Origin of the sequence: Streptomyces sp. NPDC058691 (assembly GCF_042714775.1) — a bacterium.
GTDB lineage: Bacteria > Actinomycetota > Actinomycetes > Streptomycetales > Streptomycetaceae > Actinacidiphila.
This window is the reverse complement of sequence record NZ_JBHXSO010000003.1, coordinates 198,252-210,739: the sequence shown is the minus strand read 5'-3', so window position 1 is coordinate 210,739 and position 12,488 is coordinate 198,252. Positions and strand designations below refer to the sequence as shown.

Genomic DNA, 12,488 nt, shown 5'->3' with positions numbered 1-12,488 from the left:
TCTCGTCCCCGCCCCGGTGCCCTGCTGACCCCGGTGGCCGCCGCCGGGGGCGGCACGCTGTCCGAGCCGTCTGGTAACACTGAGGCTGTGAGCAGCGAGGACCACCACGACACACCCCCCGCGGACGGGCCGCAGGGGGGAGAGCAGCTCGCGCTCATCCGGGAGACGGTGCGCAAGGCCAAGGAGCCCCGGGCCAAGCCGCGCACCTGGCGGGGGGCCGCGCTGGCCGACGGGCTGCCGGTGGCCCGCGTCCTGGTCGACAAGGGGCTGCTCCACCTCGACCAGTACTTCGACTACGCCGTACCCGCCGCGATGGACGCCGAGGCCCGGCCGGGCGTCCGGGTCCGCGTCCGCTTCGGCGCGCGTGTGGTGAAGGGCCGCCGGGAGGGCGGGGAGCTGCACGACGGTTTCATCGTCGACCGGCTGGCCGAGAGCGACTACCGGGGGCCGCTCGCGCCGCTCGCCCAGGTGCTGTCGCCGGAGGAGGTGCTGACCCCCGCGCTGCTGGGGCTGTGCCGGGCGGTCGCCGACCGCTACGCCGGAGCGCTCGCCGACGTCGTCCAGCTCGCGGTCCCCCCGCGGCGGGCGAAGGCCGAGGCCGAACCGCTCCGCGAGCCGCTGCCCGCCCCCGCGCCGGTGGAACCCGGACCGTGGCGGCGGTACGCCACCGGCCCCGCGTTCCTGCAGGCCCTGGCCCGCGGTGACACCCCGCGGGCGGTGTGGACGGCACTGCCGGGACCGGCCTGGCCGGAGGAGATCGCCCGCGCCATGGCCGCGACCCTGGCCTCCGGGCGCGGGGCGCTCGCGGTCGTCCCGGACGGCCGGGCGGCCGCCAGGATCGACACCGCGCTGACCGCGCTGCTCGGCGAGGGGCACCATGTGCTGCTCACCGCGGACGCCGGGCCCGAGGAGCGCTACCGCCGCTGGCTCGCGGTGAGCCGGGGCAGCGTCCGCGCCGTCGTGGGCACCCGCGCCGCCATGTTCGCGCCGGTGGCGGACCTCGGACTGACCGTGCTGTGGGACGACGGCGACTCCAGTCACGCCGAACCGCACGCGCCGCAGCCGCACGCCCGCGACGTCCTGCTGCTGCGCGCCACCGAGGAAGCGGCCGGATTCCTGCTGGGCGGCCTCACCTGCACCGTCGAGGGTGCCCAACTCGTCGACAGCCAGTGGGCGTTGCCCATCACGGCGACACGCGAACGCGTCCGGGCCGCGGCGCCGCTGGTGCGCACCGTCGGCGAGGGCGACGAGGCACGGGACGCCGCGGCGCGCGTCGCGCGCCTGCCGAGTGTGGCCTGGCAGGTCACCCGCGAGGCGCTCGGGCACGGGCCGGTGCTCGTGCAGGTGCCACGGCGCGGCTATGTGCCCCGTCTGGCCTGTGAGCGGTGCCGGGAGCCCGCGCGCTGCGCGCAGTGCGCCGGACCGCTCCAGCTCGGCGACGGCGACAGCGCGCCCCACTGCGGCTGGTGCGGACGGCCCGAGGCGGCGTGGCACTGCAAGGAGTGCGGAGGCTTCCGGTTGCGCGCCCAGGTGGTCGGCGTCCGCCGCACCGCCGACGAACTCGGCCGCGCCTTTCCCAAGGTGCCCGTACGGACCTCGGGCCGCGACGGCGTCCTGGCCTCGGTGCCGGAGACACCCTCGCTGGTGATCTCGACGCCCGGAGCCGAGCCGGTCGCCGACGGCGGTTACGCGGCCGCGCTGCTCCTCGACGGCTGGGCCCTGCTCAACCGGCCGGATCTGCGCGCGGGGGAGGAGACCCTGCGCCGCTGGGCCCACGCCGCCGCCCTGGTGCGTCCGGCCGGCGAGGGCGGCACCGTCGTGGTCATGGCGGAGCCGACGCTCCGTCCGGTGCAGGCCCTCGTGCGCTGGGACCCGGTCGGTCATGCCGTGCGCGAGCTGGCCGAGCGTGCCGAACTGGGCTTCCCACCGGTCTCCCGGATGGCGTCGGTGAGCGGGCGCCCGGCTGCCGTCGCCGACCTGCTGGACACCGTCCGCCTCCCGGAGGGCACCGACATCCTGGGGCCCGTGCCACTGCCCGTCGTCGACCCCGCGCGCCCGCGCCGCAGCGGTGACACCCCGCCGGGCGAACGCTGGGACCGCGTGCTGCTGCGCGTACGTCCGGGAAACGGGGCCGCGCTCGCCGCCGCGCTCAAGGCCGCGCAGACCGCGCGCATCGCCCGCAAGGAGGCCGACCCGGTGCGGGTGCGCATCGACCCGCCCGACATCGGCTGAGGGCCGAACCTTCGAGGACCCCGGAACGCGCCCGCCCCGGCGTCCGGCCTGTGGCGGCGCGGTGGGCGGCGGGGCGGGAGGGGGTTGGGCGGAGTCAGCCGGTACGAGGAGCGGGGACCGCGCCCGGGAGCCCTTCGTCGCGGGGCGCGGCAGCGGGCATGGCCCGGGCCGCGGGGACGGTCGGTGCGGGGACCGAGGCGACGGCCGGTGCGGGGGAGGCGGCGGGTTCGCTGTGCGCCTCCGCGGACGCGGCGGCGGCCGGCCGCCGGGTGCCGTAGCGACGGTGGACGGCCTGCTTGGTGACGCCCAGCGCGGAGCCGACGGCGTCCCAGGAGAAGCCCAGGGAGCGGTCGAACTCCACGGCCGCGGTCACCAGGGTCTCGACGCTGTCCCGCAGCTCCTGGGCGAGCCGTACGGTGGGGGCGGGCGCCCGGCCGTAGACGACGAATCCGGCGGACGGGCCGCTGCGCCGGGGACGGTAGACATTGCCCAGCTGGGTGGTGAGGGTGCGCAGCGCGTCGACCTGTCGGCGGACCCGCTCGATGTCCCGCACCAGCAGGTGAAGGCTCGCCCTGGCCTGGGCGTCGTGAGTTGCGTGTTCGGGCATCAACTGGCCTCTCGAGCCGGCTCGTGTGAGTCAATCTCCTTTGACATCAACGCGCCAGCCGCCCGGGGAGTCACGCAGAAGGGGCGCATCCAGCTCGCCAGGGGGCGCGTGAAGCTGTGCGCGCCCCCACCCCGTCGGCCCATAGACTGGTGCGGTTGCCCACCCGCCGTCCACCCCGGAGCCCGCCGCGTGTCCATCCAGCCGATCCGCCTCTTCGGCGACCCCGTGCTGCGCATGAAGGCGCAGCCGGTGACCGTGTTCGACAAAGAGCTGCGCACCCTCGTCAAGGACCTCGAGGAGACGATGCGCGACGCTCCCGGCGCCGGCCTGGCGGCCCCTCAGATCGGCGTGTCTCTGCGGGTGTTCACCTACCACGTCGACGGCGAGATCGGCCACCTGGTCAACCCCGACCTGCGCCTGAGCGACGAGGAACAGGACGGCCCCGAGGGCTGCCTGTCCCTGCCCGGACTGCGCTTCGACACCAGGCGCGCCCACGGTGTCGTCGCCAAGGGCTTCAACATGCACGGCGACCCGGTGACCATCGAGGGCACCCAGTTGCTCGCCCGCTGCATCCAGCACGAGACCGACCACCTCGACGGGATCATCTTCATCGACCGGCTCGACGCCGAGCAGCGCAAGGCCGCCATGAAGGCGATACGGGAGGCGGAGTGGGCCGGGCAGCCCGAGCCCCAGGTCCGCGTCTCGCCGCACAGCACCTTCGGCCGCGCTCTGTAGAGCCGCGTTCTGTACAGCCGCGTTCTGTAGAAAGGCACCGCACCCGCATGAGGCTCGTCTTCGCCGGCACCCCCGAGGTCGCCGTCCCCGCTCTCGACGCCCTGATCGCCTCCGGCCGGCACGAGGTCGCCGCCGTCGTCACGCGGCCCGACGCCGTCGCGGGCCGCGGGCGCAAGCTCGTCGCCAGCCCGGTGGCCCAGCGGGCGGAGGAGGCCGGGATCGAGGTGCTCAAGCCCGTGCGGCCCCGTGACGAGGACTTCCTGGCGCGGCTCCGCGAGATCGCGCCCGACTGCTGCCCGGTCGTCGCCTACGGCGCCCTGCTGCCCCGCGTCGCCCTCGACGTGCCTGCCCACGGGTGGGTCAACCTGCACTTCTCCCTGCTGCCCGCCTGGCGCGGCGCGGCGCCCGTCCAGCACGCGGTGATGGCCGGGGACGAGGTCACCGGCGCCTCGACCTTCCTCATCGAGGAGGGACTGGACTCCGGTCCGGTCTACGGCGTCGTCACCGAGGACGTGCGGTCCCGGGACACCAGCGGCGACCTGCTCACCCGGCTCGCCCACAGCGGCGCGAAGCTGCTGACGGCCACCATGGACGGCATCGAGGACGGTTCGCTGGTCGCCCGCCCGCAGCCCGCGGACGGGATCACGACGGCACCCAAGATCACCGTCGAGGACGCCCGGATCGACTGGAAGGCCCCCGCCCTGCGCGTGGACCGCCTGGTCCGCGGCTGCACCCCTGCCCCGGGCGCCTGGACCCTCTTCGGCGGCGAGCGGATGAAGATCGGCCCCGTGACCCTCCTCCCGGAGCGCACCGACCTCGCCCCCGGCGAGCTGGAGGTCACCAAACGGGCCGTGTTCGTCGGCACCGGAAGCCATGCCGTGCAGCTCGGCGAGGTGGGCCCCCAGGGCAAGAAGCCGATGGCCGCCGCAGACTGGGCGCGCGGTGTCCGCGTTCCCTCAGGGGAGCGGCTGGGCGCGTAGCCGCGCGTCCCACGTACGCTCGGAACCGGGGCACGACGCCCCGCCGTACCACCGACCCTCCCGGAGCACCTTTCACGTGAGCGAACCGTCACGCCGCCGATCCCAGCCCGCCGCCCGCCAGGGCCGCTCGCAGGGCGGGCCGCCGCAGGGCGGCCGGCCCTACCGCAAGCCGCAGCGCGACCCCGTGCGCATCCTGGCCTTCGAGGCACTGCGGGCCGTCGACGAGCGGGACGCGTACGCGAACCTCGTCCTGCCCTCGCTGCTGCGCGAGGCCGAGGCCGAGGCGGTGCGCAAGGGCAGGGAGTTCGACCGGCGGGACGCCGCGCTGGCCACCGAACTGGTCTACGGCACGCTGCGCCGCCGGGGCACCTACGACGCCGTGATCGCGGCCTGCGTCGACCGCCCGCTGCGCGAGGTGGACCCGCCGGTGCTGGACGTGCTCTCCCTCGGCGCCCACCAGCTGCTGGGCACGCGCATCCCGACGCACGCCGCCGTCTCCGCGACCGTGGAGCTGGCCCGGGTCGTGCTGGGCGACGGACGGTCGAAGTTCGTCAACGCCGTGCTGCGCCGCATCGCCGCGCAGGACCTGGACGCGTGGCTGGACGAGGTCGCCCCGCCCTACGACGAGGACCCGGAGGACCATCTCGCCGTCGTCCACTCGCACCCGCGGTGGATCGTCTCCGCCCTGTGGGACGCCCTCGGCGGGGGCCGCGCCGGCATGGAGGAACTGCTCGCGGCCGACAACGAGCGGCCCGAGGTCACGCTGGTCGCGCGGCCGGGCCGCGTCACCCCGCAGGAACTGGCCGACGCGCTGCCCCAGGACGCCACCGTGCCGGGCCGCTGGTCGCCGTACGCCGTCCGTCTCGCCGAGGGCGGCGACCCGGCGGCCGTCGAGGCGGTGCGCGAGGGCCGAGCCGGCGTGCAGGACGAGGGCAGCCAGCTCGTCGCGGCCGCACTTGCCGCGGCGCCGCTCGGGGACGGGCCGGACCGGCTGTGGCTGGACGGCTGCGCGGGGCCCGGCGGCAAGGCGGCACTGCTGGCCGCGCTCGCCGCGCAGCGCGGGGCGGCCCTGGTGGCCTCGGAGAAGCAGCCGCACCGCGCCCGCCTCGTCGCCCGCACCCTGGCCGGCAACCCGGGCCCGTACGGGGTGATCGTCGCCGACGGCACCCGCCCGGCGTGGCGGCCGGGAGCCTTTGACCGCGTCCTGGTCGATGTGCCCTGCACGGGCCTGGGCGCCCTGCGCCGCAGGCCGGAGGCCCGCTGGCGGCGCCGCGCCGAGGACCTGGCGGGCTTCGCGCCGTTGCAGCGGGGGCTGCTGGAGTCGGCGCTGCGCGCGGTGCGCGTCGGCGGCGTGGTCGGCTATGCCACCTGCTCGCCGCACCCGGCGGAGACCCGGGCCGTCGTCGAGGACGTGCTGGGCGCCCCCGGCGCCGTCGCCGTCGAGTGGGTCGACGCCCGGCCGCTGATGCCCGGCGTGGCGGACCTCGGGGACGGCCCCGACGTCCAGCTGTGGCCGCACCTGCACGGCACGGACGCGATGTACCTGGCGCTGCTGCGACGCACCGGCTGACCACGGGGAACGTGCCTGCCGGGTGCCGCGCTCCTAGACTGGGCCTGGTCGAAATGTCCTTGATGAGAGAGTTGGGCATCATGTCCAAGCGAGGAAACAAGAGGCGCGCCCGGAAGAAGAAGGGCGCCAACCACGGCAAGCGTCCCAACGCGTGAGGCCCGGGCGCATCGCCGCCCGGCCCACCGGGGACGACCTGTCCCGTCCGTGACCGCCCGCATCCCTGCGCGGGCGGTCACGGCCGTTCCGGGCCCTGGCGCGAACCCCCGTGGAGGCCCGGCGGCCGGGCCTCGGCCACGGCCCCTCAACCCCCGGTCGCCGTCGTCGCCTTGGACCCCCGGGCGCGGTGCCGGGGCAGGGCGGTCTGACGCGGCGGTCTGACGGAGCGTCCCCCGAGAGGCTTCGCGACGGCGCCGGCACACCGCACCGGTCGAGGCCCCGGGTTTTCCACAGGCGCGGCGCCCGGGTGCGCGGCCGGGACGCCAGCACCGCCATACTGGGAGCATGGCCGTGCAGATCAACCCCAGCATCCTCTCCGCCGACTTCGCCCGGCTCGCCGACGAGGCCCGCGCGGTCGAGGGAGCCGACTGGCTCCATGTGGACGTGATGGACAATCACTTCGTCCCCAACCTCACGCTCGGCGTGCCGGTCGTCGAGTCGCTGCGCAAGGCGACCGAGACCCCGCTCGACTGCCACCTGATGATCGAGGACCCGGACCGCTGGGCTCCGGCCTACGTCGAGGCGGGCGCCGGCTCCGTCACCTTCCACGTCGAGGCCGCCGCGGCCCCCGTGCGCCTCGCCCGCGAGATCCGCGCCATGGGCGCCCGGGCATCGATGGCGCTCAAGCCAGGCACGCCTGTCGAGCCCTATGAGGACCTGCTGCCCGAGCTCGACATGCTGCTGATCATGACGGTGGAGCCGGGCTTCGGCGGCCAGGCCTTCCTCGACATCATGCTTCCCAAGATCCGCCGGGCCCGGCAGCTGATCGAACGGCACGGCCTGGAGTTGTGGCTCCAGGTGGACGGCGGCGTCTCCGCGTCCACGATCGAGCGCTGCGCCGAGGCCGGCGCCGACGTCTTCGTCGCCGGTTCCGCGGTCTACGGGGCGGAGGATCCCGCCGAGGCCGTGCGCGCGCTGCGCAAGCAGGCCGCTGCCGCCTGCGCCCACTGACCACTCCTCGGGCGGCGTGCTCCGGTACCCGGCAGTACGTGCGAGGATGAGCGCGGAGCCGATCAGATGGGCAACTGGGGAGAGAACGTGACCACAGGCCGCACAGGGGTGCGCATGGGCCCCGGTGAGATGGTCCAGGCGGCGGCGATGGCGCGCCGCTTCTATTTGGAGGGGAAGTCCAAGATCCAGATCGCCGAGGAGTTCGGCGTGAGCCGCTTCAAGGTCGCCAGGGTCCTGGAGACGGCCCTCGAACGCGATCTGGTGCGCATCGAGATCAGGGTCCCCGCCGAACTCGACGCCGAACGCTCCGACGCCCTGCGCGCCCGTTACGGCCTGCGGCACGCGGTCGTCGTCGAATCCCCCGCCGACGAGACCGACGGCCCCGACCCGGAGAACCTGGGCGCGGTCGCCGCGCAACTGCTCGGCGAACTGGTCAGCGAGGGCGATGTACTCGGCCTCGCCTGGGGCCGCTCCATCATCACCATGGCCAACGCCCTCGACCGGCTCCCGCCCTGCACGGTCGTCCAGCTGACGGGCGTGTACGACGCGGGCACCGCCGACCGCGGCTCGGTCGAGGCGGTGCGCACCGCAGCGGCCGTCTCCGGGGGCGAGGCCCACCCCATGTACGCCCCCATGGTGCTGGCCGACCCGGCCACCGCCGCCGCGCTGCGCGCCCAGAGCGGCATCGCGGCCGCCATGAGTTACTTCGACAAGGTCACCGTCGCCGTCGTCTCCATCGGTTCGTGGGCGGCGGGCATCTCCACGGTGCACGACGCGCTCACCGATGCCGAGCGGGAGCACTACGCGTCACTGGGCGTGGCCGCGGAGATGTCCTCGCACCTCTTCGACACCGAGGGCCGCCTCGTCGGGCGGGACCTGGGGGAGCGCTGCATCACCATCGAGGCGGACCGGCTGCGGCGCATCCCGGAGGTGCTGGCCATCGCCGGCGGGCGGCGCAAGGCTGTCGCCGTGGACGCGGTCCTGCGATCCGGCCTGGTCACCAGCATCGTCACCGACACCTCGGCGGCCGACTATCTGCTGGAGTCCACGGTGCCCATGCCCCGCCCGGCCCTGGACCGGGCCGACCCCGCCGGGACGTAGGCGCACGGCGGTTCAGGCCTCTGGCGCCCCTTCGGGCGCGTCGGCGATGCGGTCGAGCCACTCGGCCATCAGCGCGTGTTCGGCTGCCGACAGAGCCGAGCTCCCCGGATCGCGCAGGGCCTCGCGCAGTGCTCCTGCCCGGCCCGCCACCGTCGCGGGGGCCGCGACCGGGCCCTCTTCCCCGCCGTCCGTCGTGATGGCCCGCATCACGTTCGCGCAGGCGACTTCGGACAGTCCGTCGTCCCGCTCCTCCGGCGGGACGGCCAGCAGGCTGAGGACGACCCCGACCCCGTTGGCGTGCATGAGGCGGGTCGCCCGGTCCACGCTCATGCGCAGCCGTCCTGCGGACGCCACCCGGGCCACCAACTCGCGGAGCATCTCCACCGCCCGGGCCGAGGAGGACTCGGCGGTGCGCGCCTCCCCGTACATCAGCCGGTAGAACGCCGGCATGGACAGCCCGAACTCCACGTGCAGGTACCAGGAGCGCCGCAGGTCGGCGACGGGGTCGTCGGTGCGCGCGAGCGCCTGCTTCTCCGCCAGGTAGCCCTGGAAGCCGTAGTCGGCGACCGCTTCGAGCAGGCCCTCCTTGTCCCCGAACACCCGGTAGATCGTGGGCGCCTGGACCCCGGCCGCCGCGCTCACGGCACGGGTCGACACCGCGTCCCGGCCGCCCTGGGCCAAGAGCCCCGCGGCGGCCCGCAGGAGCCGTTCCCGCGTTCCCGGTGTGGACTCCTGTGCTGCCGCGTCTGTCACGGTCTCAAAGATATCGAACCAGTCATACCGGTCGTACCGGTCATGGCGCCGATAACGCCTCGATGGCACAGGTAATGCGCTGGCGGCGGGGCGCCGTGGCCGGTCCCGGGCGGCCGTCGACCACCGCGTTTTGGAGGAAGCTCCAAAGGGCTCGCTTGAGCACCGGACTTTCGTCCGTGGCCGCGGCAGCCCCGGTCGTGCAAAAATCAAGTACGTGCGTTTCCTCAATGATGCAAAGCCTCCGTACGACCTGACGTACGACGACGTGTTCATGGTCCCCAGCCGCTCGGCGGTGGGCTCCCGCCAGGGCGTGGACCTCTCCGCCCCCGACGGCACCGGCACCACCATCCCCCTCGTGGTCGCCAACATGACCGCCATCGCCGGCCGGCGGATGGCCGAGACCGTCGCCCGTCGGGGAGGCCTGGTCGTCATTCCGCAGGACATCCCGATCGACGTGGTCACCGAAGTGATCGGCTGGGTCAAGCAGCGTCACCTCGTGCTCGACACGCCCATCTCCCTGGGACGGCACGCCACCGTCGCCGACGCGTTGGCCCTGCTGCCCAAGCGGGCGCACGGCGCCGCCGTGGTCGTCGAGGACGGCCGCCCCGTCGGCGTCGTCACCGAGCACGACCTGACGGGCGTGGACCGCTTCACCCAGGTGTCCGTGGTCATGTCCAAGGACCTCCTGCTGCTGCCCGCGGACATCGACCCGCGCGAGGCCTTCAACCGCCTGGAGGAGGCCAACCGCAAGCTGGCCCCCGCCGTCGGCGCGGACGGCAGGCTCGCGGGCATCGTCACCCGTAAGAGCGCCCTGCGCGCCACCCTCTACACGCCCGCCACCGACGCGAAGGGCAGGCTGCGCGTCGCCGCGGCCGTCGGCATCAACGGCGACGTGGCGGGCAAGGCCAAGCTGCTGCTCGACGCGGGCGTCGACACCCTCGTCGTGGACACCGCGCACGGCCACCAGGAGTCGATGCTCCAGGCCGTCAGGGCCGTCCGGGCGCTGGATCCGCAGGTGCCGGTCGTGGCCGGCAACGTGGTCTCCGCCGAGGGCGTGCGCGACCTGATCGCGGCCGGCGCCGACATCGTCAAGGTCGGCGTGGGCCCCGGCGCCATGTGCACCACGCGGATGATGACCGGAGTGGGCCGCCCGCAGTTCTCGGCGGTGCTGGAGTGCGCCGCGGAGGCCGCCAGGCACGGCAAGCACGTCTGGGCCGACGGCGGAGTGCGGCATCCGCGCGACGTGGCCATGGCGCTGGCCGCCGGCGCGTCCAACGTCATGGTCGGCTCCTGGTTCGCGGGCACCTACGAGTCGCCCGGCGACCTCCAGCAGACCGCCGACGGGCGGGTCTACAAGGAGAGCTTCGGCATGGCCTCGGCCCGCGCGGTGGCCAACCGCACCAGCGAGGACTCCGCGTACGACCGGGCCCGCAAGGCGCTGTTCGAGGAGGGCATCTCCACTTCGCGGATGTTCCTCGACCCGGCCCGGCCCGGTGTCGAGGACCTGATCGACTCGATCATCGCGGGCGTCCGCAGCTCCTGCACCTACGCGGGCGCGGCCAGCCTCGCCGAGTTCGCCGAGAAGGCCGTCGTCGGCATCCAGAGTGCGGCCGGCTACGCCGAGGGCAAGCCCCTGCACGCCAGCTGGCAGTGACCGACTCCCTTGCCGCCGCTCCCCGTTCGACCCCGCGCGCGGGGGGCGGCGCAAGGGGGGACCGCATGTCGTCGAAGAATCGCCGCTGTGCGCGTTTCCGGAGCCGGGGACGACGTACGGATTCGAGGCGAGCACCCGGGAGTGCTGAGCGGGGCGGACCGCGATCGGGCTCGTAGGCTGTCGTGGGTACGGCATGCGCCGTTCCCAGCTCGCTCGTGAAGAGAAGTGATCCACCCGCCGTGCGCCTGAACGAACTCGACGAACGCATCGTCCACGCCCTCGCCGAGGACGCCCGCCGCTCCTACGCCGACATCGGCACCGTGGTCGGCCTCTCCGCCCCGGCCGTCAAGCGCCGGGTGGACCGCCTGCTGGCCGAGGGCGCCATCACCGGGTTCACCGTCCGGGTCGAGCCCTCGGCGCTGGGCTGGGAGACCGAGGCCTTCGTCGAGCTCTACTGCCGCCACAACACCTCGCCCGAGGACATCCGGCGCGGTCTGTCGCGCTACCCGGAGGTGGCATCCGCCTCGACCGTCACCGGCGAGGCGGACGCCGTCGTCCAGATCTACGCCTCCGACGTGCGCCACTTCGAACGCGTCCTGGAACGGATCGCCGGCGAGCCCTTCGTGGAGCGCACCAAGTCGGTCCTGGTGCTCTCGCCGCTCCTGCGCCGCTACACCTCGGGCTCGCCGACCTAGTCGCCTCGCACGCAACGGATCGCCGGAAAGAGGCCCAAGCACGCAACGAATCGACGGTTGGTGCGCAACGGAGTCGTCTTGTCGCCGCGGTGGCCGGAATCGTACCGTCGAGGGAGACCCGGACCGGCACCCCCACCAGGCGAAAGAGGCTCCATGGCGCCGCTGCGCACCGCGCTGTACCAAGGCCCCAGCGGCGTCCCCTCGTCCGTCGGCGACAGCATGGCCGCGCTCGACGCGGCCGCACGCCGGGCCGCCGCGGCGGGAGCCCGTCTGCTCGTCACCTCAGAGATGTTCGCGACCGGCTACGCCCTCGGCGAGGCGGTCCAGGCCCTCGCCGAGGCCGCCGACGGTCCCACGGCCGCCCGCGTCGCCGGCATCGCCGCCGGGCACGGCCTCGGCATCGTCTACGGATACCCCGAGCGCGACGGCGACGACGTCTTCAACGCCGCCCAGTTGATCGGCCCGGACGGCGAGCGCCTAGCCAACTACCGCAAGACCCATCTCTTCGGCGACTTCGAGCGCACCTGGTTCACCCCCGGCGACGAGGGCGTCGTCCAGGCCGACCTCGACGGCATCCGGATCGGCATCCTCATCTGCTACGACGTCGAGTTCCCGGAGACCGTGCGGGCCCACGCCCTGGCCGGTACCGATCTGCTCGCCGTGCCGACCGCACTCATGCGGCCGTACGAGTTCGTCCCCCAGACCCTCGTGCCGGCCCGCGCCTACGAGAGCCAGTTGCACGTGGCCTACGCCAACCGCTGCGGGCCCGAAGGCGAGTTCGACTTCGCCGGGCTCAGCTGCCTCGTCGGCCCCGACGGCGCGGTCCGCGCCCGGGCCGGCGCCGGGGAGGAACTGGTCGTCGCCGACGCCGACCCCGCCGTCCTGAGCGCCGTCCGCGAGGAGACGCCCTACCTCGCCGACCGCCGCCCCGAGCTGTACCGCTCGCTGGGCTGACCCCACCCCTCGCCCCCGCCCCGCCCCCGTTCCACTGCCA

Annotated in this window: 12 protein-coding genes; 10 read left to right on the top strand and 2 right to left on the bottom strand. The window is 74.4% G+C overall.

The window, feature by feature from the left end; genetic code table 11:
- Positions 1–87 precede the first annotated feature (87 nt).
- Positions 88–2,232 (top strand): primosomal protein N', encoded by a 2,145-nt coding sequence (locus tag ACFWVC_RS03690; RefSeq protein WP_384276019.1) that lies wholly within the window; start codon positions 88–90, stop codon positions 2,230–2,232.
- 94 nt (positions 2,233–2,326) lie between these two features.
- On the opposite strand, the gene ACFWVC_RS03685 is transcribed toward ACFWVC_RS03690, so the two are convergent.
- Positions 2,327–2,839, bottom strand: a complete 513-nt coding sequence (locus ACFWVC_RS03685) for a hypothetical protein (RefSeq protein WP_384276016.1) — start codon at positions 2,837–2,839, stop codon at positions 2,327–2,329.
- Positions 2,840–3,028: 189 nt separating this feature from the next.
- On the opposite strand from ACFWVC_RS03685, the gene def reads away from it, so the two are divergent.
- From def to ACFWVC_RS03655, 6 genes are all read left to right on the top strand, one after another.
- Positions 3,029–3,574 (top strand): peptide deformylase, encoded by a 546-nt coding sequence (gene def / locus ACFWVC_RS03680; RefSeq protein WP_384276009.1) that lies wholly within the window; start codon positions 3,029–3,031, stop codon positions 3,572–3,574.
- 47 nt (positions 3,575–3,621) lie between these two features.
- The gene (gene fmt / locus ACFWVC_RS03675) at positions 3,622–4,554 is read left to right on the top strand and encodes a methionyl-tRNA formyltransferase (protein ID WP_384276002.1); all 933 of its coding nucleotides are present in this window, start codon (positions 3,622–3,624) and stop codon (positions 4,552–4,554) included.
- Between the two features lie 76 nt (positions 4,555–4,630).
- Positions 4,631–6,124, top strand: a complete 1,494-nt coding sequence (locus tag ACFWVC_RS03670) for an RsmB/NOP family class I SAM-dependent RNA methyltransferase (RefSeq protein ID WP_384275993.1) — start codon at positions 4,631–4,633, stop codon at positions 6,122–6,124.
- Between the two features lie 80 nt (positions 6,125–6,204).
- Positions 6,205–6,279 (top strand): 50S ribosomal protein bL37, encoded by a 75-nt coding sequence (locus tag ACFWVC_RS03665; protein ID WP_373297613.1) that lies wholly within the window; start codon positions 6,205–6,207, stop codon positions 6,277–6,279.
- A 346-nt stretch (positions 6,280–6,625) separates the two neighbouring features.
- Complete coding sequence (rpe, locus tag ACFWVC_RS03660) at positions 6,626–7,291, top strand: ribulose-phosphate 3-epimerase (protein WP_384275985.1); 666 nt, start codon at positions 6,626–6,628, stop codon at positions 7,289–7,291.
- A 66-nt stretch (positions 7,292–7,357) separates the two neighbouring features.
- Positions 7,358–8,392 (top strand): sugar-binding transcriptional regulator, encoded by a 1,035-nt coding sequence (locus tag ACFWVC_RS03655; RefSeq protein ID WP_384275978.1) that lies wholly within the window; start codon positions 7,358–7,360, stop codon positions 8,390–8,392.
- A gap of 12 nt (positions 8,393–8,404) precedes the next feature.
- Here the strand turns inward: ACFWVC_RS03655 and ACFWVC_RS03650 are convergent, their stop codons facing one another.
- On the bottom strand, positions 8,405–9,145 hold the full coding sequence (locus ACFWVC_RS03650) for a TetR/AcrR family transcriptional regulator (RefSeq protein ID WP_384275974.1): 741 nt from the start codon (positions 9,143–9,145) through the stop codon (positions 8,405–8,407).
- Between the two features lie 205 nt (positions 9,146–9,350).
- Here ACFWVC_RS03650 and ACFWVC_RS03645 point away from each other — a divergent pair, with 205 nt between their 5' ends.
- The 3 genes from ACFWVC_RS03645 to ACFWVC_RS03635 all read left to right on the top strand — a co-directional run bounded on the left by ACFWVC_RS03645 (position 9,351) and on the right by ACFWVC_RS03635 (position 12,448).
- Positions 9,351–10,799 carry a GuaB1 family IMP dehydrogenase-related protein gene (locus ACFWVC_RS03645; protein ID WP_384276414.1) on the top strand — a complete coding sequence of 483 codons (1,449 nt, stop codon included), beginning with the start codon at positions 9,351–9,353 and terminating at the stop codon, positions 10,797–10,799.
- Between the two features lie 239 nt (positions 10,800–11,038).
- Positions 11,039–11,494: an Lrp/AsnC family transcriptional regulator gene (locus ACFWVC_RS03640; protein WP_384275971.1), complete on the top strand. Its 456-nt coding sequence runs from the start codon at positions 11,039–11,041 to the stop codon at positions 11,492–11,494.
- A 153-nt stretch (positions 11,495–11,647) separates the two neighbouring features.
- A complete protein-coding gene (locus tag ACFWVC_RS03635; RefSeq protein ID WP_384275966.1) occupies positions 11,648–12,448 on the top strand; it encodes a carbon-nitrogen hydrolase family protein in 801 nt (266 codons plus the stop codon).
- The last annotated feature ends 40 nt before the right edge of the window (positions 12,449–12,488 follow it).

Excerpts from the sequence above, each read along its gene's own strand:
- ACFWVC_RS03685 (WP_384276016.1), bottom strand. The coding sequence starts at position 2,839 with ATGCCCGAACACGCAACTCACGACGCCCAGGCCAGGGCGAGCCTTCAC.
- ACFWVC_RS03635 (WP_384275966.1), top strand. The coding sequence starts at position 11,648 with ATGGCGCCGCTGCGCACCGCGCTGTACCAAGGCCCCAGCGGCGTCCCC.
- rpe (WP_384275985.1), top strand. The coding sequence starts at position 6,626 with ATGGCCGTGCAGATCAACCCCAGCATCCTCTCCGCCGACTTCGCCCGG.
- fmt (WP_384276002.1), top strand. The coding sequence starts at position 3,622 with ATGAGGCTCGTCTTCGCCGGCACCCCCGAGGTCGCCGTCCCCGCTCTC.
- ACFWVC_RS03655 (WP_384275978.1), top strand. The coding sequence starts at position 7,358 with ATGGGCAACTGGGGAGAGAACGTGACCACAGGCCGCACAGGGGTGCGC.